The organism is Allostreptomyces psammosilenae (assembly GCF_013407765.1).
Classification (GTDB): Bacteria; Actinomycetota; Actinomycetes; order Streptomycetales; family Streptomycetaceae; genus Allostreptomyces; species Allostreptomyces psammosilenae.
The window spans coordinates 3,559,361-3,579,661 of sequence record NZ_JACBZD010000001.1 but is presented as its reverse complement, the minus strand read 5'-3'; the positions used below and the strand labels follow the sequence as shown (position 1 = coordinate 3,579,661).

Below are 20,301 nucleotides of genomic sequence, written 5' to 3'. Positions count from 1 at the left end.
CGGCGGCGACCCGGCGGCCGGGACGGGCCGCCGGAACCGGGCGCGGAGCCGGGCACGGCCCAAGGCGTCCGCCCCAGTTCTCCGATACGCCTGCGCCACAGCGGCGACTCTCCGTACCGTGATGGTGGCGACGAGTACGCGGGGACGCCGGGGCCGCCTGGGGGCGCCGGCGGCACCCGCCGCCCGGAGTGGATCGGTCCGGCACGCGGACGGACCACCGGGACGCCGCCGGAAGGGGCGACGGGCCATGCGCGCTGTGATCGCGGGACAGGGGTACGTCGGGCTGCCGCTCGCCGTCCGCGCCGCCGAGGTCGGCCACGACGTGGTCGGCTTCGACGTGGACGAGGCGCGCGTCAAGCGGCTGGCGGCCGGCGAGTCGTACGTGGAGGACATACCGGCGGACCGGCTCGGCGCCGCGCTGGCCTCCGGCCGCTACCGCGCCTCGCACCGGCCACGGGACTGCGCCGGCTTCGACATCGCCGTGGTCACCGTGCCCACCCCGCTGCGCGACGGCGTGCCGGACCTCAGCCACATCGAGGAGTGCGGCCGGATGCTCGCCCGCTACCTGCGCCCGGGCGCCACCGTCGTCCTGGAGTCCACCACCTACCCCGGCACCACCGAGGAACTCCTCGCCCCGCTGCTGGAGGAGGGCTCCGGGCTGCTCGCCGGCCGGGACTTCCACCTCGGCTACAGCCCCGAGCGGATCGACCCGGGCAACCCCGAGTGGCGGCTGGAGAACACCCCCAAGGTGATCTCCGGCATCGACGCCGCCTCGCTGGAGGTCGTCCGCGACTTCTACGGCTCGCTGGTGGAGCGCACCGTCGAGGTCTCCAGCTGCCGCAGCGCCGAGCTGACCAAGCTGCTGGAGAACACCTTCCGGCACGTCAACATCGCGTTGGTCAACGAGCTCGCGGTGTTCGCGCACGACCTCGGCATCGACGTGTGGGAGGCCATCGACGCCGCCTCCACCAAGCCCTTCGGCTACCTGCGCTTCACCCCCGGCCCCGGCGTGGGCGGCCACTGCCTGCCGATCGACCCCTCCTACCTGTCCTGGCGGGTGCAGCGGGCGCTCGGCCGCAGCTTCCGCTTCGTGGAGCTGGCCAACGACGTCAACAGCCACATGCCGGACTACGTGGTGCGCCGCCTGGTCGCCGCGCTGAACGAGCGGCGCGCCGCCGTGAACGGCTCCCGGGTGCTGCTGCTCGGCCTCGCCTACAAGCGCAACACCGGCGACGCCCGGGAGACCCCGGCCGCGCGCGTCGCCCAGCTGCTGCTGCGGATGGGCGCCGAGGTGCGGGCCGCCGACCCGCACGTGGTGGAGGGGGTGCACATCGGCGACGGGCTGCCGGGCGCCGGGGCGGTGGTCAGGGTCGAGGCCACCCCCGAGGAGCTGGCCGCCGCCGACGCCGTGGTGCTGCTCGCCGACCACGACGCCTTCGACTACGCCGCCGTGGCCGCGCACGCCCGCTACGTGCTGGACTGCCGCCGCCGACTCGGCGCGTCCGGCGGGGAAGTGGGTAAGGGGGCCGTGGTGGAGATCCTCTGACGGAGCGTGGGAAGCGGTGAGGCGGCATGGCGACGGAACCGGGAGCCGGACCTTCGACCGGAACGGGAACGGAGAACGGGAAGGGCGGGCGCAGGGGCGGCGGGACGGCGCCGGGCGCGGCGGACCGGCCGGATGCCGGCCACCTCCCCCCGGGGGCATCGCGCACCCGCCAACTGCTCGCCGCCTCCGTCGGCAACGCCACCGAGTGGTTCGACTGGTACGCCTACTCCTTCCTCGCCGTCTACTTCTCCGCCCAGATCTTCCCGGGCGGCGTCGACGACCCCCTGGTGCCGCTGCTGTCCACCTTCGCGGTCTTCGCCGGCGGCTTCTTCATGCGCCCGATCGGCGGCCTGCTGCTGGGCTCGCTCGCCGACCGCCGCGGCCGGCGCACCGCCCTGACCGTCACCATCCTCGCCATGGGCGCCGGCAGCCTGCTGATCGCCGTACTGCCCACCTACGCCACCGCCGGCGCGCTCGCGCCGGCGCTGCTGGTGCTGGCCCGGCTGGTGCAGGGGCTGTCCGTCGGCGGCGAGTTCGCCGCCTCCACCACCTTCCTGGTGGAGTCCGCCGGCCCCGGCCGGCGCGGCCTGTACTCCTCCTTCCAGTACGTCAGCACCACCGTCGGCCAGCTGCTGGCCTCCGGCACCGCCGCCCTGCTGGCCGCCCTGCTCACCCAGGAGCAGATGGAGACCTGGGGCTGGCGGGTGGTCTTCCTCCTCGGCGCCCTGCTCAGCGTCACCGGCTTCTGGATCCGGCGCGGCGCCGCCGAGACCCACCACCGCGCGGCCCCGGGCTCCCGCCCGGGCCTGTTCGAGGCGCTGACCCGGCACCCGCGGCAGTCCCTGCTGATCGTCGGCATCACCCTCGGCGGCACCATCACCTACTACACCTGGACCGCCTACCTGCCCACCTACGCCACCGTCAACGAGGACATCGCGGCCGGCGACGCGCTCACCGTCTCCACCGTCGCCCTCGCCGTCTTCGCCCTGCTCCAGCCGCTGGCGGGCGCCCTGTCCGACCGGGTCGGCCGCCGCCCGCTGCTGATCGCCTTCGCCGGCGGCTCCGCCCTGCTGACCGTGCCGCTGCTCGCCGCGCTCACCGGCTCCCCGTGGTCCCTGCTGCTGGTGGCGCTCGCCGGCATGACCCTGCTCTCCGGCTACACCGCGATCGCCGCGGCGGTCAACGCCGAGGTCTTCCCGGCCCGGGTGCGGGCCGCGGGCATCGGCTTCCCGTACTCGCTGAGCGTCGCCCTCTTCGGCGGCACCGCGCCGTACGTGGGGACCTGGCTGGAACGCGAGGGGCGGCCCGAACTGTTCGCCTGGTGGGTCGTGCTGCTCTGCGCGGTCTCCCTGCTGGTCTACCTCCGGCTGCCGGAGACCGCGCACCGCCCGCTGGACGGGCAGGACCACGGGCCCCGCGACGCCGCCGCCGGCCCGGCCGACTCCGCCGGGCGGCCGGCGTGACCCGCCCCCTCACCCCCGGGGCCGACGCCCCGCGCCCGGGCGGGTGTCCCGCGGCGCGTCCGTCCCGGCACCGCACCCGCCCGGGGAGACGATGGGGAGCGTGGTCGTCGCGAGGAACCCCCACCGCCCGGGAGCAGATGTGCCGTCCCTGCGTGCCCTGACGACAGCCGCGACGTTCGCCCTCCTGCTGGCCGCCGCCGTCACCGGCGGCCCCGCCGCCGGCCGCGCGGACGGCGTGACCCCCCGCCCGGCGGGGGCGGACGACGGCGGAGACGGCGACGCGCGGGCCGCCCGCGGCGACCGGGGCGGCGACCGGCGGGACGACCGGCCCGGCGACCGGCGCCCTGACGCCGCGACGGCCTGCACCACGTCGCTGCCCTTCACCTCCGGCACCCAGGGCTACCACACCTTCCGCATCCCCGCCGTGGTCCAGGCCGGCCCCGCCGACGCGCCGGTGCTGCTGGCCTTCGCCGAGGGCCGCCGCCACTCCGCCTCCGACACCGGCGACATCGACGTCGTGCTGCGCCGCTCCACCGACGGCGGCTGCACCTGGGGGCCGCTGCAGCTCGTCGCCGACGTCGGCCCGGACACCATCGGCAACCCCACCCCGGTGGTCGACCCGGCAACCGGCCGCGTCACCCTGCTGACCTGCACCAACCCCGGCGGGGTGACCGAGCGCCAGATCCGCTCCGGCGCCGTCGCGGGCGACGACGGCCGCCGGGTGCACGTCCAGCACAGCGACGACCAGGGCGCGACCTGGAGCGCGCCCCGGGAGATCACCGCCGACGTCAAGCCCGCCGACTGGCACTGGTACGCCACCGGCCCCGGTCACGCCGTGGTGCTGGAGCACGGCGAGGCCCGGGGCCGGCTGCTCGTCCCCGCCAACCACTCCTGGGTGGCGCCCGACGGCAGCGTCCACGACGGCGGGCACACCATCTACAGCGACGACGGCGGCGACACCTGGCGGCTCGGCTACGTCGAGCACGACCCCGCCGACGGCATCAGCGTCAACGAGACCACGCTGGCGGAGCTGCCCGACGGCCGCGTCTACCTCAACGCCCGGGACCAGGACGGCGCCTCGCCGGAGAGCCGCGCCGACACCCACAGCCTGGACGGCGGCCTGACCGTCGCCGAGCCGTTCACCCCGCAGCCGCAGCTGGCCGGCCCGGTGGTGCAGGGCAGCGTCCTCCAGCTGCGGGCCGACCCGGCCGACGGCTCGGGCGCCGCCGCCCCGCTGCTCTTCTCCGGCCCCTCCGCCCCGGACGCCCGCCGGCGGATGGCCCTGCGGACCAGCGCCGACGGCGGGGAGACCTGGCGGGAGTGGCTGGTGGTCACCCACTCGCCCGCCGGCTACTCCGACCTGGTGCAGCTCGACCCGGCGACCGTCGGCCTGCTGTACGAGACCGGGCGGGACAGCTCCCACGAGACCATCGCCTTCGCCCGGATCCCGCTCGATCAGGCGCAGCTCGATCAAGCGCAGACGATGCGGTCGGCCGGGTCGTAGGAGGTGTGGTACTCCTCGCGGCCCACCTCGACGCCGTCCCGCCGCAGCACCCGGGTGACGGTGGTGCGGAAGCCGTCGGACGGCTCCTGGGGCACGCACCCCTCGCCGTCGTCGCGGAGCTCGCCCGCCGGCACCACGTCCCGCCGGGGCCCGAAGAGCACCTCCACCTCGTCGTACTTGGGGGTGCCGAGGAGGGTCACCGTGACGCTGGTGTTGGTGTAGGTGGCGCGGATCTCCACGGGCGCGTCGGTGTCGTTCTGCCAGCGCATGTCGAAGGCGCCCCAGGCCACCGTGGCCTCCAGGCCGGCCGGGTAGCGGTCGATGTAGAAGGAGTGCGGCACGTGCTCGACCGGGCGCAGGCCCGCCCGGAAGACGGAGTTGTAGAGCGTGGTCACCACCTGGGAGACGCCGCCGCCGAGCGCCGTGCGGAAACGGCCGCCGGAGATGATCGTGCCCTCGGTGAAGCCGTTGGCCTCGGTGCGCTCGCCGACCGTGTCGTTGAAGCTCCACACCTCGCCGGGCTGCACGACGGAGCCGTTGATCAGGTCGGCGGCCCGGTGGATGTTGACGGTGCGGTAGTGCGCCTCGGGGTACTGGGTGGTGAAGGTGGCCAGCACCTGCTGGTCCTCCCGCTCGGCGCCCGCCCCGCCGCCCGGCTCCGCCTCCGCGGCGGCGCCCTCGGCCGCGCCGCCCCCGGAGGGCGCCGGCGCCGCGGTGCCGCGCACGGTCACCTGGAGCCGCTGCCCGGGCCGGAGCAGGTTGGGGTCGGAGCCGACGACGTCCCGGTTGGCCTGGTAGAGGGCGGGCCAGCCGCCGGGCACGCCCTGCTCCGCCGCGATCCCGGAGAGGGTGTCGCCGGCCCGGACGGTGTAGGTGGTGCCGTCGACGGTGAGCGGGGCGGCGATCGGGGCGGTCGGCGCCCAGGGAGCGGAGGCGGGCGTTCCGCTGCTCGCCGGGGCGGACCCGGCCGCCGCGCCGGTGGTGGCGGCGGAGGCGGGCGCCCCGACCGTCGCGGAGGCGGCGGCCGGCTGCGCGGGAACGGAGGGCGTGCCGGCGGCGTGCGCGGCGGCGGCCGGGAGCACCACCGGGGCGGCGAGCCCGGCACCGGCCAGCGACATGGTTCTGCCGAGGACACGGCTCCTGGGCTGCGGGTTCGTCCTGCGGTGCCTTCCCTTTCCGCCGTCGGACACGGCGGCCTCCCTCCGTCGGTGGACGGTGACGGACGCACCGGCCGGCCGCCGTCTCCTGGTGTCCCTGGGTGTCTCACATGATGCCCCGTCACGCCGTCCGGCTCACCCGTGATCCGCCGTCGGGTGGTTCGCCCGGGCGCGACGGCTGGCCGATTGGGCCATTTTGCGGCGATTCGATCGCATACGGGGAGAGCGGTCGGGTAGTCGCACTGTCGAACGACGAACGGAGTCGGCAAGGCACGGATCCGACGACGACACAGGGAGCTGACGTGAGTGACCACGCGTGGAGCTACGGCCCGGACTCCCAGCACCTGCCGGGCACCGATCTGACCGGTTTCCGGGTCGAGGCGCTCGACGGCCGGATCGGCCGGATCGACGAGGCCAGCGAGGAGGTCGACCCGGCGCACGTCGTCGTCGACACCCGCCGGTGGATCTTCGGCCACCAGGTGGTGCTGCCCTCGGAGTGCATCGAGCGGGTCGACGCCGACGACCGTCGGGTGTACGTCGGCTGGACCAAGGCCGAGGTCAGGCACGCGCCGCAGTTCGTCCCCGGCGGGTACGAGGACGACGCGCCGAGCCGCTCGGAGATCGGGCGCTACTACGACTCCGGCGGCACCGGCGGCCTCGACGCCCCCGGTCGCCCCGGACCGTACTGAGCCGCCCCCGGCCAGGCGGCCCCCGGACCGGCCCCCACCGCTTCTCCCCCCGGGCGGTGGGGGCCTCGCCGTGCCCGCCCCCTTCACCAGGCGGTGCCGCCGAGGGCGTCGGTGGTGTGCGAGACGGTGTCGTAGCTCCGGGCGGCGTCGAAGCTCCCGGTCAGGTCGGGCAGCCGGCCGAGCACCAGCAGGGCGGCGGCCACCTGTTCCGGCTCCAGACGGCGGGTCAGCCCCACGTGCGGCATCCAGCGCCCCGGCGCCAGCAACGGGCCGCGCTCCCCGGCCCCCTCCAGCGCGTCCCACACCGCGCGGTGCAGGGCGAGCAGTTCCCCGGTCGGCACCACGCCCCAGACCAGGACGCGGCGACGGCTGCGCGCGCTGAAGGAGAGCAGGCCGGTGAGCCGGACCCGCAGCGGCAGGTTCGGCGGCGACAGCGCCTCGTCCAGCCGGCGGCGGGCACCGGCCGGAAAGGAGTCACAGGTGGCCAGGGTCAGGTGCGGCCGGTGCGTGGGGTGGGTATTGAGCGTGAGGCTGGGCAACCCGGCCTCCGCCAGGCGGTCCCAGACCTCGCGCACCGCCCGGTCGAACTCGTCGTCGCAGGTCAGTTCCACGGTGCGCATGCAGGCACGGTAGCGCCCGGAGGGCCGCCGCGGCGCGCCGGCGGGGTGCGGGCCGGTCGCGGGGGAGCGCCGGTGTGGCGTGCGGGGTCCCCGGCCGGCTCGGACGGCGACGGCGGAGCACCTCCCACACCCGACACATCACTCAAAGCATTGTCTTTATTACGGAAAGCGCATAATGGGGGTGAGGCCACGCGCTCTCGCGGGCGCGGCCCGGAGGAGAAGGCCATGTCGGACGCCTCGGACGATCCTGCCGTCCCAACTCCGGAGGGGTCCCCGCCCCCAGGGCAGCCACGCTGGGCCTGGTGGGTGGTGGGCATCCTCGTCCCGCTGATCGGCACGGGTGTCGCCGCGCTCCAACTCGCGCGGGATCCCCACCCCGGCGGTTCCCCGCCGGGCGACACCGCGCCGCCCTCGGCGGACCTGAACCCCGCCGCGCCGGCGGTCCCGGTGCCGGTGCCCCCCGCGCCGCCGGTGTCCGGGATCGACGTGCCGCTCGGCTACACGGCCAGCCACGGCCGCTGGGCGATAGGCCCGATCGCCTGCGGGGAGCAACAGGCCCTCGACCTGGACACCGGGCTGAGCAGGACACGCCCGGCGGACGAGGAGCCTCCCCCCGGCAGCGAGCTGGTGCACGCCCGCGCGCCGGACTGCGCGACCTCCACGCTCAGCCCCCGGGAGGGGGCCGCCGTCGGCCTGCTGCCCGCGGGCGAACCACAGACCTACGAGCGGTGCCTGCTGGCCACCGGGACACCGCTCGGCTCCATCCCCACGTCGACCCCCGAGGAGATCCAGGAGCGCGGCATCGTCGCCGGCGCCGCCATCTGCGCCGTCACCGGCGAAGAGGGGGTCGCGATGGCGGTCATCGCGGAGGTGACCCCGCCGCAGGGCCCGCAGGAGGCGGTGACCCTGGCCGGGGACCTGATCGTCTGGCAGCCCGAGGAGACCGGCGCCTGACCGCACCGGCGCCTGACCGCACCGGCGCCCCCGAACGGCCCGGACACCTCCCCACGCAGTCCCCGCGCACCGGGCAGCACCCCCCGCCGTGCGCCGGCGCGCCCGCCGGGTCGGCCCCCGCGGGCCCGCCTCACATCAGCCCGTCCCACAGCTGCTCGACCAGGGTCGACCACCAGGTGTCCGTGGCGTGCAGCGCCGCCGGGTCCACCGCCATCAGCTGCACCTGGAAGTCGGCCGTCCAACGCCCCGCCTGCTCGTGCGTCAGCCCGCGGCGCAGCGGCCACATCCGTCCGAGCACCGCCAGCGCGCGGGCGAACTCGATGATCCCGCTGTTGACGAACCGGGTCGCGCCCTGCCCGGCCGGATCCACGGCCATGATGGCGGCGGTGCCGTACTGCACGCAGATCTGCCGCCCGTAGTCACCGCCGAAGACCAGGTAGGAGGCGGCGTCGGGGGCCGGCTGGAGCCCGCGTTGCAGGGCGAACTCGGCGAGCGTCGGGACGGGCTCGCCGGGGCGGATGTGCGCCTGGAAGAACGGCGGGTACTCGCCCGGCAGTCCGATCCCGGCCAGCACGTGGGCGACCACCTCCGGCACGCCGGCGCGGGAGACGGCGTAGCCGTCGTACCGGTACATCATCTGCGGGCCGAACGCCATCAGCAGTTCCTGGGTCAGCCCGGCCGGGTCGACCGGAGGCAGCCGCGGCACCGACGCCGGATCCGGCAGCGGCACCCGCACCGGCGCCGGCCGGGCCGGGCCGGCGGCGAGGTGGTGCAGCTCGTCCTGGTGCTCCACCAGGTGCCGCACGCCCTGCTGCCGGGAGGCGTGGTCGACGCCGTACGACGCGGTGTGGCTCAGCCGAACGGACGGGAAGCTCTCCCGCACCAGCCGCGCGCAGTAGCCGCCGGGGACGTCGCACGGCTCCAGCTGGGTGTGCAGCTCCAGCACCTCGTGCGGTGGGACGCCGAGCTGCCGCAGCCGCTCCCGCAGCCGCCACTCCGGGTGCGGCAGACCGATCTCGCTCTGCTCGATCAGCTGCTGCTCGCTGCCGTCGGGGCTGCGGTAGCGGAGCACCGCGAGGTAGCCCGGTCCCACCGTCGGCCCGCCGGCGGGCGGCGCGCCGACCGGCGAGGGCCCCTGGCCGGGGGGCGGCGTCCCGAGGCCGACGCCGGGCGGCGGCCCGGGCGGCATGGGCATGGGCGTGGGCACAGGCATCGGCCCGGGCGCCGGCGCGGGGTGCGGCGGTACCGGGTGCGGTCCGGCCATGGGCGGCATGCCCGGAGGCGGGACGGCCGCCCCCGCGGGCACGGCGCCCGGGGGAACCGCCCCCGGGGGGAAGGGCGGAACCGGAACCGGGCCGGGCGGAACCGGGCCGGGCGGCGGGACCGCGCCCGCAGGGGCGGCGAAGGGCGGAGCGCCACCGGGCGGCGTCCAGGGGGCGTTCGGCACGCCACCGGGCCCCGGGGCGGCCGGGGCTCCGGGCGCAGTCGCGGGGTTGGCGGGGCCGGCCGGACCTCCCGGCGCCGCACCGGTGGGCGGCGTCGGGAGCTGCACCATCCGGGTGGCCTCCTGCGCGATCTGGGCGGCGTCGGAGGACGGCGGCGCGCCGGCGGCGGGCGGCTGCACCGGGACGGAACGGCGTCGTGCCCCGCTCGGCGGCGGGACGGGGCGCTGCGACGGGTGCAGATCGCGTCCGGCGGACGCCGCGGGACGGCCGGAGCCACCCCGGGACGGTCCGCCCGGGCGCATGGCCTGGGTGCGGCCGCCGCGGTCGTCACCGGGTGGTTCCGCGCCGATGGTGGCGGCCTCGGCGGAAGCCGCGGCCAGGTCGGAGGCCGACACGACCACGGTCGGGGGCGGGGCGGCGCCACCGGGGGGCGTGGGGGCGGGGGGTGCCGGAGGGGCGCCGGCCGGGCCGGGCGAGGCCGGAGGAGCCGGGGGCGGGGTCGGGGCGGCTGGCGGGGCGGGCGGTACCGGCGGCGTGTCGTCGCCCGCCACGGTCGGGACACCGCCCGCCGGGGTCGCGCCGTCGCCGGGCAGCGGGCCGGCGGCGGCCGGCACCACGGCCGTGGGCGCCGGAGCGCCCGCCGGCGTCCCGGCCGGCGGCGCGGGCGGCGCGGGCGGGGCGGGCGGGGCGGGCGGCGCGGGCGGGGCGGGCGGCGCGGGCGCGACCGGGGGCGTCGACGGGACCGGCGGCGGCGCGACCGGCGGAGCGGGGGGCGGCGCGGGGCTGCCCGGCGGGACCGGCGGGGCGGCCGCGGTCGGCACCGGGCCCGGCAGCACGGCCGTGGCGGCCTCCGCACCCGCGGGCGCCGGCACCGACCCGGCCGACGGCGCGGGCTGGACCAGGGTGGGTGCCTCGGTCGAGGCGGCGGGCGCCGAGGCGGACGCCGGGACGGGGGGATGCGCGATGGTGGGCGCCTCGGAACCCGCCGTGGGGCCGGAACCCGGCGCAGCGGCGCTCCCGTCGACCCCACCGACCCCGCCGGCCGCACCCGTTCCGGCCGCGGCCGAGTCGGCGCGGAAACCCGACTGGCCGCCGTCCTCCAGCCACTGCGGCGGGGAGAGCAGGAAGGACGTCGCCTCGGCCGACGTCGGCGGAGGCGGAGGCTGCGGCGGCTCGGCGGCCTGCTCGGCCGGCGCCACGTCCTCCCCCTCGAACATCCGGGCGATCTCCTCGGCCGGCAGGCCCGGCCACAGCGTGGTGCGCCCGGTGGCGCGCTCCACCACCATCCGGACGTCCCCGCCGTCGGACACCGGCCCGTCGGCCCGGTCCTCGGCCCACGCCACGAAACCGAAGGCGGACTCCCGCACCCGCACCTGGCGGCGCTCGTACGGCGGAACCCCACCGTTGATCCACGCCTCGGCGCGGGCCCGTACAGCGTCCAAGGTCACCATCGATGCGGCCCCTTCACCTTCCCACCGCGTCGCCCGCGGCACCGAAACCGCCACCGCTCGGAGCGGGCGGGGAGAGCTCCACCGCGCGGGCGAATCCACCGTCCACCATGGCGGTGGCCACCGTCACCAGCTCCGGCGGGTTGCCGGCCAGCCGTCGCAGGAACGCGTCGAAGTCCTCGCCACACGGCAGCAGCAGCTCCGCGCAGCGCTGCTCCACCGTGGTGCCGTCGTGGTCCCGGGCGTCGTCGTAGGCGCAGAACCACACCGAGCCGGCCCCGGTGCCGCGCAGCCGGACCGCGATCAGGCCGCCCTGGACGTAACCGACCGCCAGGTAGTCGCGGGTCAGGTACTCGCGCAGGCACCGGTTGGCGTAGGCCAGGTCGTCCGCGGCCTGGGAGCCGCGCACCGTCCAGAACGGCTGGTCCACCAGGACGCCCAGCTCCGGATCCAGGGCGAGGCCCACCGGCGCCCGGCCGCCGGCGGCCTTGAGGAACGTCCGGTAGGGGCCGGGCAGCCGGATGCCGAGGTCCTCCTCCAGCTCGCGCACCGCCTCCTCGCCCACCGCCTGACCGTCCGCCGGCAGCTCGAAGTGCACCGGGCGCCGGCTCTGCAGGGGGCGGGTGCCGCGCCGGCCGTGGTCCGCCGTGCTGGTGGCCAGACCGGCGTGGTGCCGCAGCAGCACCTTCACGTCGACCGGCACGAGCTCCAGCCGCCGGCTGCCCGCCACGTGGTGCCAGGTCCAGCCGTGCGGGGTGGCGCCCAGCGGCAGGTCCCGCCACAGCTCGTGGCCGGTCCGGGCCAGCGCCACGTTGGCCGCGACCACGTCGGTGACCCGCAGCTCGTCCACGCCGAACCCGGGCGGCGGGGCGTCGACCTCGGCGGCGGCGCGGGCGTACGGCGTCAGCACCGGATGGCCGGCCGCGTCCACCCACACGCCGTCCGGATAGCGGGCGGCCCGCACCGGATCGGGAAAGGCGACGCGGTTGCCCGCGTACGCGATGTTCGGCGCGGAGCCCCGAGGGCCCCACCCTCCCGGCGCTCCGCCGGGAGGGCCCGGCTGCTGCGACACCGCCATGGCTCCGCGTTCCCCGCCTCTCTCGATCTCACGTCAACCGTCACGTCAACTGTCACGTCAACCCGGGAACTCCCGGAACACCCTATTGCCCACGGCACCTGCGCGACTTCCAGCACCGTTCTGGCAAGCTGTTGCCCAGCATGACGACCAGCACCGAACCGGCCCCGCCGCCACCCCCGGCCGGCCCGGCCCTCCCGGCGGACACGCGCCGGGGCGACCGGCCCGTGCTGCCGGGTGCGCGCGCCGCGGGCGACCGGGTCGAGGGGCCGTCGGGCACGCCACGCCCGACCCGGCCCGTCCCCCGGGACAGCATCCTGCCCACCGTCGCCGCCGCGCTCCAGGTCAAGGGCACCACCCTGACCTGCGCCGCCACCAAGCGCCCCGGGCCGCCCGGGCTGCACCCGCTGGTGCTGCGGTTCCTCGACGCCCTCCCGGTCCACCAGCGGGAACGGCACCTCGGCGAGTGCCCGGAGGCCGTCCTGCTGTCACAGGCCATCAGCGCCGCGGAGAGCGGACGCCGCAGGCGCCCCGGACGCCGCTCCTTCGGCGAGTCCGAGGCACGCAAGGCGCTGCGCGGGGCACGGCTCACGATCAGCAGGATCCGGGAGGAGGGCGACCCGCAGCACGGCACCTTCCAGCCACCCTGCCGCTCCTGCGCCGCCCTGCTGGACCACTTCGGCGTGGCCGTCGTGCCTCCCCCGAACACCGACGGCGAGGCGCGGGGCGGCTAGCGGCCCGACGAACCCGGGAGGCCCCCCACCGTCGATCCGTGCGCGAACGGAGGTGCCCCGTCACCGCCCGCACAACCTGTCCAGTGCCGACCGGCTCTCGTCGTCCGCGGCGCGGAAGACCACCAACCGCTGATCCGGATCGTGCAGAGGCACGAGCACCTCGAAGTGCACCGCGAACACACCGACGTCCGGATGCCGCATCACCTTGCGCCCGCGGCCGTTGACCTCGATGTCCCGCTCCGCCCACAGGCGCGCGAACTGCTCGTCACGACCGGCGAGTTCGGCAATGAGGTCGGTCAGCACCCGGTCCTCCGGATGCGCGGCCCACGCGGCGCGCAGGTGGGCGATCCCCTCCCGCACGACGCGTTCCCGGTCGACGTACAACTCGCGGATCCGCGGATGCATCAGGCACAGCCACATCGAATTGCGGCGCGGCGGCGGCAGGGTGCCGAAATCCAGCAGCAGCCTGGTCATCTCGCGGTTCCAGGCCAGGATGTCGTAGCGGTGGTTCAGCAGCATGGCGGGCAGCGGAGACAGGTCGGCGACCAACCGGGCCAGCGGCGGCGGCGCGGTGGTGGCGGGCTGGTCGGCGTTTCGGGGGCGCTGCTGGGCCAGGTTGAACAGGTAGGCGCGTTCGACGGGGGTCAGGCGCAGCGCCCGGGCCAGTGCCTCCACCACGTCCGCCGAGGGCCGCAGCCCGCGCCCCTGTTCGAGCCGCACGACGTAGTCGACGCTGATCCCGGCCAGTTCGGCGACCTCCTCACGGCGCAGTCCCGGGGTCCGCCGGGCCTGCCGGCGCGACGGCAGACCGAGATCGCGCGGGTCCAGCCGTTCGCGCCGGGACCGTAAGAACGTGGCCAGCTCCTGTGTCGCATCCACGGTGTGGGTCGTCATGCTCGTCCAAACAGCCAGGGTGGGACGGGCCTTCCCAGGAAACGCCCTCCCTTACCGCCGACCCGCGGCGGCCACAGCCTTGTCCTCGGCAACCGATCACGAGCACAGGAGGGCACCATGGCGCTCACCCTCGACACCTACCGGCTGCTGGGCCGCTCCGGGCTGCGGGTCTCACCGCTGGCGCTGGGCGCGGCGACCTTCGGCACCGAATGGGGCTGGGGAGCCGAGCGGGACGAGGCACGCAGGCTGTTCGACCTCTACGTCGAGCGGGGCGGCAACTTCGTCGACACCGCCAACACCTACACCGACGGCAGCTCCGAGCGCATGCTGGGCGAATTCACCCGCGGCAGGCGCGAAAGCCTGGTGCTGGCGACGAAGTACACGACGCTGCGCCGACCCGGTGACCCGAACTCCGGGGGAAGCCACCGCAAGAGCCTGTTCGCTTCGGTGGAGGCGAGTCTGCGACAGCTGGACACGGACTACATCGACCTCCTCTACCTGCACGTGTGGGACTCCACGACACCGGTCGAGGAGGTCCTGCGCGGCATGGACGACCTGGTCCGGCAGGGCAAGGTCCTGTACGTGGCGATCAGCAACGCCCCGGCCTGGCAGGTGTCGCGCATGCAGGCGATCGCCGACCTGCGCGGCTGGTCGCCGCTGGTCGCGCTGCAGATCGAGTACAACCTGGTGGAGCGCACCGGGGAACGCGACCTGATCCCCATGGCACGCGAGATGGGGCTGGGGGTGATCCCGTACTCCCCCCTGGCCGGCGGGGTGCTCACCGGCAAGTACACCCGCGAGGACCTGACCGCGACGGACGCCGCGTCCGACGACGGCACCCGCAGGAGCTTCAACCTCGCCCTGGGCACGCTCACCGAACGCAACCTCGCCATCGCCGACGTCGTGAAGGAGGTCGCCACGGACCTCGGCCGCACACCCGCCCAGGTCGGGCTGGCCTGGACCCTGCGGAAGCCGGGCGTGACGGCACCGGTCATCGGCGCCCGCACCGCCGCGCAGCTGGAGGACAACCTGGGCGCCCTGGATGTCGAGTTCACCGCCGCTCACCTCGCCCGCCTCGACGGGGCCAGCGCGATCGAACTCGGCTTCCCGCACGACCTGCTCGCCAGTGACCACGTCCGCAACGTGACCACCGGCGACCTGAAGATCGAAACACGGCGCTGACACCCGCCCGCCCCGAGGGCGGCGCACCCGCCTCCCTCGGGGCGATCCCGGCATGGCCTAGGGTCGGCTGCGTGAGCGGATCCTGGTCGGAGGTGATCGCGTCCCGCGGGACGCGATGACCCGGCGAGCGCCCGGCGGACCGGCCGGAGCCCCCGCCGCCCGGACGGGGTGCACCCGGGCTCCCCCAGGGGTGGTTGGGGATTGCCAGTCGTCTGCCTGCCGGTCCCCTCCCCCGGTCGGGGCCTCGCACGACACACCGAGGGCGGGCCCGTGTGGGTGGCCACTTGGTTCAATAGGCGCGGCGGTCCACCCGGGCCACCGGAGCGGCGAGGGGGCGATCGGCTCACCACCAGGCGGCCAAGGACGGAAGGGAAGAGCTGTGGGCGACGACACGATGCAACGCGAGGAGACGGCGCCCACCGGCACGGTGCCCGAGGAGGCCGCCACCGCCCTGCTCGACGCCGGATGGCTGCCCGGCCGCCGCAACATGCACCAGGCGGAGCACTGGGCCGACCGCCTCGCCGCGCACACCTCCGCCGACGGCTACCGGCACTCCCTGTTCGCCGCCGCCGTGGAGGCCTGGGCCGAGTACGGCGGCGTCCACGTCACCCTCACCGGCCCCGGCATCGAGGTCGCCCGCACCCCCTTCGTCATCGATCCGCTGCTCGGCCTGCACCTGCCCCGCACCCTCACCGACCTCGGCCGCGCCCTCGGCACCCAGCTCGCCCCGCTCGGCGCCGAGCTCGTCCCCGACGCCGGCACCGGCCCGGACGCCGTCCGCGCCCACCTGGCCATCGACGCCTCCGGGGCGGTGCACTCCCTGGACCACACCGGGGACTGGTTCCTCGGCGACACCACCCACCAGGCGCTGGCCGCGCTCATCTGCGGCACCCGCCCGCACCGCCTCCCCACCAGCGGCTAGCGGCCCCCGGGCGCACGAGGCCCACGCAGCAGGCACGACCCACGCAGCCCGCGAGACCCACCCGGCCCCCGCCGGGCGCTCAGGCCCCCGCCGCCCCGCACGGCAGCTCCGCGGCCACCCGGAAACCCCCGGCGGCCGTCGCCCCCGCCTCGAAGGAACCCCCCAGCTCCACCACGCGCTCCCGCATCCCGGTCAGCCCGTTGCCCCCGCTCGGCAGCCGCTGGGCCGGCGGCTGCGACGGCTCCTCGTTCACCACGCTCGCCCGCAACCGCCCGGCCACGCACACCACCCGCACCGCGGTGCGGGCCTGGCCGGCGTGCTTGTGCACGTTGGTCAACGCCTCCTGCACCAGGCGGAACACGGTCGTCGCGGAGGCCGAGGCGCAGGTGTGCTCCGCGTCCTCCCCGTCCACGCCACCCCCCAGCGACACCTCCAGCGACACCTCCACCCCCGCCGCCCGGGACTGCCCCACCAGCCGCTCCAGATCCTCCCGGGCACGCCGCGCGGGCACCCCCTCCGGCCGCTGCCCCGCCGAACCGTCCCCGGACGAACCGTCCCCGAAGGAGCGACCACCCGAGCCCCGCCCATCCGCGGCACGCTCCCCCACCGCACGCGCCCCGCCAACACCGCCGGCACCACCCGCCACGGGCCCCGCGGCCGACGGCGGATCCTCCTCCATCCGCAGCACGCCGAGGATCTGCCGCAGCTCGTCCAGCGCCTGCCGCCCCATGTCCCCGATCAGCCGCGCCCCCTCCACCGCCCGGTCCGCGTCCCGCCGCGCCACCGCCTGCACCGCCCCCGAGTGCACCACCATCAGGCTCACCCGGTGCGCCACCACGTCGTGCATCTCCCGCGCGATCCGGGTCCGCTCCTCCACCCGCGCCCGGTGCGCCCGCTCCCGGGCCTGCTCCGCCAGCAGCGCCTGCTCCCGCTCCAGCCGGTGCGCGCGCTCCCGCAGCGACTCCAGCAGCCGGCGCCGCGCCCCCACGTACAGCCCGAGCAGCACCGGCGCCACGGTCGACCCCACCGACAGCGGCACCACCACCGACAGCAGCACCGCCGGCCCCAACCGCACCGTCCCCGGATCCGTCGGCTGGGACAGGATCGACATGGTGGTGACCACCCCGGTCGCCGCCACCGCCAGACCCGACACCGCGATCACCGTGGACCGCTCCACCACGTACGCCCCGACGGAGTACAACCCCACCACGAGCATCACCAGGCCGATCTCCACCGGCTGCACCACGACGGCGACCAGCGCCACCGCCACCGGCCACCGGCGCCGGACCACCAGGAGCGACCCCACCAGGGCGGCCAGCACGGCCCAGGCCCAGTCGTCCCCCGCCCCCGCCCGCCCCGACCGCAGGAGCGCGTCCCCCGCGCACTCCGCCGCCGACGCAAGGGCCAGCAGCACGTCCAGCGCCACGCTGCGACGGTGCCGCCACCACCACAACGCGTCCCCGGAACCAGGCCCGCCCGGCCCGCCTCCGACCCCCCGCACCCGGGCACTCCCCATCGACATGCGCCCAGCCTACGGGCAGCCCGACACCCGGCCGGCGGCCCCCGCTCGGCCCTCCGCCAACGGCCCCGCGGCACCGACCACGGACTCCCCCACCCGGGCCCGCCACCGGCCCCTCCGCGGCCCCTCACAGGCCGCTCTCGGACCTCCGTGAACCCCACCCCCGCCCGGCCACCAGCCCACCGGCCCCTCCAGGAAGGTTTCGCCGATGTGAACCCAGGCACCCTCCGGAAGGCGGGTACGCCATATCCTTGCAACGTCGGACAGCGCGGTCCGCACAGCCACATGCCTGAAGTAGGACAAGGAGCAGCGATGACCGCAACGGCCAACGGCGCGCCCGACACGGCCCCCGACACGGCGGCCAACACGTCGCCCGCCCAGCCGCCCACCGGCGCCGACGCCGCGCTCCGCGCCGACATCCGCCGCCTCGGCGACCTCCTCGGCCAGACCCTGGTCCGGCAGGAGGGACAGGACCTCCTCGACCTGGTGGAGCGGGTCCGCGCCCTCACCCGCACCGACGGCGACGCCGCCGCCCGGCTCCTCGGCGAGACCGACCCGGCCACCGCCGCCAAGCTGGTCCGCGCCTTCTCCACCTACTTCCACCTGGCCAACGTCACCGAGCAGGTGCACCGCGGCCGGGACATGGCCGCCCGCCGCGCCACCAACGGCAGCATCCTGGCCAACGTGGTGCAGCGGCTGCGCGACACCGACCCCAAGCACCTCACCGAGACCCTCGGCCACCTCCAGGTGCGCCCGGTCTTCACCGCCCACCCCACCGAGGCCGCCCGCCGCAGCGTCCTGGTCAAGCTGCGCCGCGTCGGCGAGCTGCTCGACTCCCCCGCGACCGACCCGGCCACCCGCCAGCGGGTCAACCGCCGTCTCGCCGAGGTCATCGACCTCATCTGGCAGACCGACGAGCTCCGGGTCACCCGCCCCGAGCCCACCGACGAGGCCCGCAACGCCATCTACTACCTCGACGAGCTGCACCGCGACGTGGCCGGCGAGGTGCTGGAGGACCTCGCGGAGGAGCTGCGCCGCATCGGCGTCGAGCTGCCCGACGACGCCCGCCCGCTCGCCTTCGGCACCTGGATCGGCGGCGACCGCGACGGCAACCCCAACGTCACCCCGCAGGTGACCTGGGACGTGCTGATCCTCCAGCACGAGCACGGCATCGAGGACGCCCTCGGCATCATCGACCAGCTGCGCTCCTCCCTGTCCAGCTCCGTCCGGCTGACCGGCGTCACCGACGAGCTCGCCGCCTCCCTGGAGGCCGACCTGGCCGCCCTGCCGGAGATCAGCCCCCGCTACAAGCGGATCAACGCCGAGGAGCCCTACCGGCTCAAGGCCACCTGCATCCGCCAGAAGCTGCTCAACACCCGCAAGCGGCTCGCCGAGGGCACGCCGCACGCGCCGGGCCGCGACTACCTCGGCACCGCCGAGCTGGTCGCCGACCTCAGCGTGATGCGCGACTCGCTGCGCGCCCACCGCGGCGAGCTCATCGCCGACGGCCGCCTCACCCGCGCCATCCGCACCCTGCGCGCCTTCGGCCTCCAGCTCGCCACCATGGACGTCCGCGAGCACGCCGACGCCCACCACCACGCCCTCGCCCAGCTCTTCGACCGCCTCGGCGAGGACTCCTGGCGCTACGACGACATGCCGCGCGAGTACCGGCGGAACCTGCTGGCCAAGGAGCTGCGCTCGCGCCGCCCGCTCGCCCCCTCCCCCGCCCCGCTCGACGCGGCCGGCGCCAAGACCCTCGGCGTCTTCCACACCATCCGGGACGCCCTGGACCGCTTCGGCCCCGAGGTCATCGAGAGCTACATCATCTCCATGTGCCGGGGCGCCGACGACGTCTTCGCCGCCGCCATCCTGGCCCGCGAGGCCGGCCTGATCGACCTGCACAGCGGCCTCGCCCGGATCGGCATCGTGCCGCTGCTGGAGACCGTCGAGGAGCTCCGCGAGGCCGACCGGGTACTGGACGAGATGCTCTCCGACCCCTCCTACCGCCGCCTGGTCGCGCTGCGCGGCGACGTCCAGGAGGTCATGCTCGGCTACTCCGACTCCAACAAGTTCGCCGGCATCACCACCAGCCAGTGGGAGATCCACCGCGCCCAGCGCCGGCTGCGCGACGTCGCCCACCGGCACGGCGTGCGGCTGCGGCTCTTCCACGGCCGCGGCGGCACCGTCGGCCGCGGCGGCGGCCCCAGCCACGACGCCATCCTCGCCCAGCCCTACGGCACCCTGGAGGGCGAGATCAAGGTCACCGAGCAGGGCGAGGTGATCTCCGACAAGTACCTGCTGCCGTCGCTGGCCAAGGAGAACCTGGAGCTGACCGTCTCGGCCACCCTCCAGGCGTCCGTGCTGCACACCAGCCCGCGGCAGTCCGCGGAGGCGCTGGCCCGCTGGGACGCGGCGATGGACTCCGTCTCCGACGCCGCCTTCGAGCGCTACCACGAGCTGGTCGACGACCCGGACCTGCCGAAGTACTTCTTCGCCGCCACCCCGGTGGACCAGCTCGCCTCCCTGCACCTGGGCTCCCGGCCCTCCCGCCGCCCCGACTCCGGCGCCGGGCTCGACGGCCTGCGCGCCATCCCGTGGGTGTTCGGCTGGACCCAGACCCGGCAGATCGTGCCCGGCTGGTTCGGCGTGGGCACCGGCCTGGCCGCCGCCCGCAAGCTCGGACTCGGCGACATCCTCACCGAGATGGCCGAGCGCTGGCACTTCTTCCGCAACTTCCTGTCCAACGTCACCATGACGCTGGCCAAGACCGACCTGCGGATCGCCAGCCACTACGTGGAGACGCTGGTGCCGCGCGAGCTGCACCACATCTTCGACCTGATCAAGGCCGAGCACGAGCTGACCGTGGCCGAGGTGCTGCGGCTCACCGGCGAGTCGGAGCTGCTGGAGCACAACCCGCTGCTGAAGCAGACGCTCACCGTCCGCGACGCCTACCTCGACCCGATCTCCTACCTCCAGGTCGCGCTGCTGGCGCGGCAGCGCGCCGCCGCCGCGGCCGGCGAGGAGGAGGACCCGCTGCTGGCCCGGGCCATGCTGCTCACGGTCAACGGCGTGGCGGCGGGCCTGCGCAACACCGGCTGAGCCCGACCCGACCGACGCGGCAGGGGCCGCCCCACTTCCCGTGGGGCGGC

15 protein-coding genes are annotated in these 20,301 nt (G+C 76.0%); 9 read left to right on the top strand and 6 right to left on the bottom strand.

Annotated features, from left to right (window positions below; all coding sequences use genetic code 11):
- The first annotated feature begins 247 nt into the window (after positions 1-247).
- The 3 genes from FHU37_RS14830 to FHU37_RS14820 all read left to right on the top strand — a co-directional run bounded on the left by FHU37_RS14830 (position 248) and on the right by FHU37_RS14820 (position 4,513).
- Positions 248-1,546, top strand: a complete 1,299-nt coding sequence (locus FHU37_RS14830) for a nucleotide sugar dehydrogenase (RefSeq protein WP_179814645.1) — start codon at positions 248-250, stop codon at positions 1,544-1,546.
- A 26-nt stretch (positions 1,547-1,572) separates the two neighbouring features.
- A complete protein-coding gene (locus FHU37_RS14825; RefSeq protein WP_179814644.1) occupies positions 1,573-3,009 on the top strand; it encodes an MFS transporter in 1,437 nt (478 codons plus the stop codon).
- A 139-nt stretch (positions 3,010-3,148) separates the two neighbouring features.
- Complete coding sequence (locus FHU37_RS14820; RefSeq protein ID WP_312892613.1) at positions 3,149-4,513, top strand: sialidase family protein; 1,365 nt, start codon at positions 3,149-3,151, stop codon at positions 4,511-4,513.
- Here FHU37_RS14820 and FHU37_RS29015 read toward each other — a convergent pair.
- A complete protein-coding gene (locus tag FHU37_RS29015; RefSeq protein WP_179814642.1) occupies positions 4,480-5,631 on the bottom strand; it encodes a VanW family protein in 1,152 nt (383 codons plus the stop codon). The two genes, FHU37_RS14820 and FHU37_RS29015, sit on opposite strands and share 34 nt — an antisense overlap.
- Before the next feature lie 341 nt (positions 5,632-5,972).
- Between FHU37_RS29015 and FHU37_RS14810 the strand changes: the two genes are divergently transcribed.
- Positions 5,973-6,359: a PRC-barrel domain containing protein gene (locus FHU37_RS14810; protein WP_179814641.1), complete on the top strand. Its 387-nt coding sequence runs from the start codon at positions 5,973-5,975 to the stop codon at positions 6,357-6,359.
- A gap of 83 nt (positions 6,360-6,442) precedes the next feature.
- Here the strand turns inward: FHU37_RS14810 and FHU37_RS14805 are convergent, their stop codons facing one another.
- On the bottom strand, positions 6,443-6,979 hold the full coding sequence (locus FHU37_RS14805; protein ID WP_179814640.1) for a 2'-5' RNA ligase family protein: 537 nt from the start codon (positions 6,977-6,979) through the stop codon (positions 6,443-6,445).
- A 225-nt stretch (positions 6,980-7,204) separates the two neighbouring features.
- Between FHU37_RS14805 and FHU37_RS14800 the strand changes: the two genes are divergently transcribed.
- Positions 7,205-7,933, top strand: coding sequence for a hypothetical protein (locus FHU37_RS14800; RefSeq protein ID WP_179814639.1), 729 nt, complete (start codon positions 7,205-7,207; stop codon positions 7,931-7,933).
- Between the two features lie 130 nt (positions 7,934-8,063).
- On the opposite strand, the gene FHU37_RS14795 is transcribed toward FHU37_RS14800, so the two are convergent.
- The gene (locus FHU37_RS14795) at positions 8,064-10,829 is read right to left on the bottom strand and encodes an SUKH-4 family immunity protein (protein WP_179814638.1); all 2,766 of its coding nucleotides are present in this window, start codon (positions 10,827-10,829) and stop codon (positions 8,064-8,066) included.
- A gap of 13 nt (positions 10,830-10,842) precedes the next feature.
- Entirely contained in the window at positions 10,843-11,904 is a 1,062-nt protein-coding gene (locus FHU37_RS14790) for an SMI1/KNR4 family protein (protein WP_179814637.1), read from the bottom strand.
- Positions 11,905-12,044: 140 nt separating this feature from the next.
- Between FHU37_RS14790 and FHU37_RS14785 the strand changes: the two genes are divergently transcribed.
- On the top strand, positions 12,045-12,635 hold the full coding sequence (locus FHU37_RS14785; protein WP_179814636.1) for a YwqJ-related putative deaminase: 591 nt from the start codon (positions 12,045-12,047) through the stop codon (positions 12,633-12,635).
- A gap of 60 nt (positions 12,636-12,695) precedes the next feature.
- On the opposite strand, the gene FHU37_RS14780 is transcribed toward FHU37_RS14785, so the two are convergent.
- Positions 12,696-13,514: a helix-turn-helix domain-containing protein gene (locus FHU37_RS14780; protein WP_312892612.1), complete on the bottom strand. Its 819-nt coding sequence runs from the start codon at positions 13,512-13,514 to the stop codon at positions 12,696-12,698.
- 132 nt (positions 13,515-13,646) lie between these two features.
- Here FHU37_RS14780 and FHU37_RS14775 point away from each other — a divergent pair, with 132 nt between their 5' ends.
- A complete protein-coding gene (locus FHU37_RS14775; protein WP_179814634.1) occupies positions 13,647-14,711 on the top strand; it encodes an aldo/keto reductase in 1,065 nt (354 codons plus the stop codon).
- Positions 14,712-15,105: 394 nt separating this feature from the next.
- On the top strand, positions 15,106-15,633 hold the full coding sequence (locus FHU37_RS14770) for an SUKH-3 domain-containing protein (RefSeq protein ID WP_179816284.1): 528 nt from the start codon (positions 15,106-15,108) through the stop codon (positions 15,631-15,633).
- Positions 15,634-15,712: 79 nt separating this feature from the next.
- Here the strand turns inward: FHU37_RS14770 and FHU37_RS14765 are convergent, their stop codons facing one another.
- Entirely contained in the window at positions 15,713-17,155 is a 1,443-nt protein-coding gene (locus tag FHU37_RS14765; RefSeq protein ID WP_246449897.1) for a sensor histidine kinase, read from the bottom strand.
- Positions 17,156-17,464: 309 nt separating this feature from the next.
- Here FHU37_RS14765 and ppc point away from each other — a divergent pair, with 309 nt between their 5' ends.
- The gene (gene ppc / locus FHU37_RS14760) at positions 17,465-20,251 is read left to right on the top strand and encodes a phosphoenolpyruvate carboxylase (RefSeq protein ID WP_179814633.1); all 2,787 of its coding nucleotides are present in this window, start codon (positions 17,465-17,467) and stop codon (positions 20,249-20,251) included.
- The last annotated feature ends 50 nt before the right edge of the window (positions 20,252-20,301 follow it).

Coding starts and splice junctions, on each gene's coding strand:
- FHU37_RS14765 (WP_246449897.1), bottom strand. CDS start 17,155: ATGTCGATGGGGAGTGCCCGGGTGCGGGGGGTCGGAGGCGGGCCGGGC.
- FHU37_RS14790 (WP_179814637.1), bottom strand. CDS start 11,904: ATGGCGGTGTCGCAGCAGCCGGGCCCTCCCGGCGGAGCGCCGGGAGGG.
- FHU37_RS29015 (WP_179814642.1), bottom strand. CDS start 5,631: ATGTCGCTGGCCGGTGCCGGGCTCGCCGCCCCGGTGGTGCTCCCGGCC.
- FHU37_RS14805 (WP_179814640.1), bottom strand. CDS start 6,979: ATGCGCACCGTGGAACTGACCTGCGACGACGAGTTCGACCGGGCGGTG.
- FHU37_RS14825 (WP_179814644.1), top strand. CDS start 1,573: ATGGCGACGGAACCGGGAGCCGGACCTTCGACCGGAACGGGAACGGAG.
- FHU37_RS14800 (WP_179814639.1), top strand. CDS start 7,205: ATGTCGGACGCCTCGGACGATCCTGCCGTCCCAACTCCGGAGGGGTCC.
- FHU37_RS14775 (WP_179814634.1), top strand. CDS start 13,647: ATGGCGCTCACCCTCGACACCTACCGGCTGCTGGGCCGCTCCGGGCTG.
- ppc (WP_179814633.1), top strand. CDS start 17,465: ATGACCGCAACGGCCAACGGCGCGCCCGACACGGCCCCCGACACGGCG.
- FHU37_RS14830 (WP_179814645.1), top strand. CDS start 248: ATGCGCGCTGTGATCGCGGGACAGGGGTACGTCGGGCTGCCGCTCGCC.
- FHU37_RS14770 (WP_179816284.1), top strand. CDS start 15,106: ATGCAACGCGAGGAGACGGCGCCCACCGGCACGGTGCCCGAGGAGGCC.
- FHU37_RS14785 (WP_179814636.1), top strand. CDS start 12,045: ATGACGACCAGCACCGAACCGGCCCCGCCGCCACCCCCGGCCGGCCCG.
- FHU37_RS14795 (WP_179814638.1), bottom strand. CDS start 10,829: ATGGTGACCTTGGACGCTGTACGGGCCCGCGCCGAGGCGTGGATCAAC.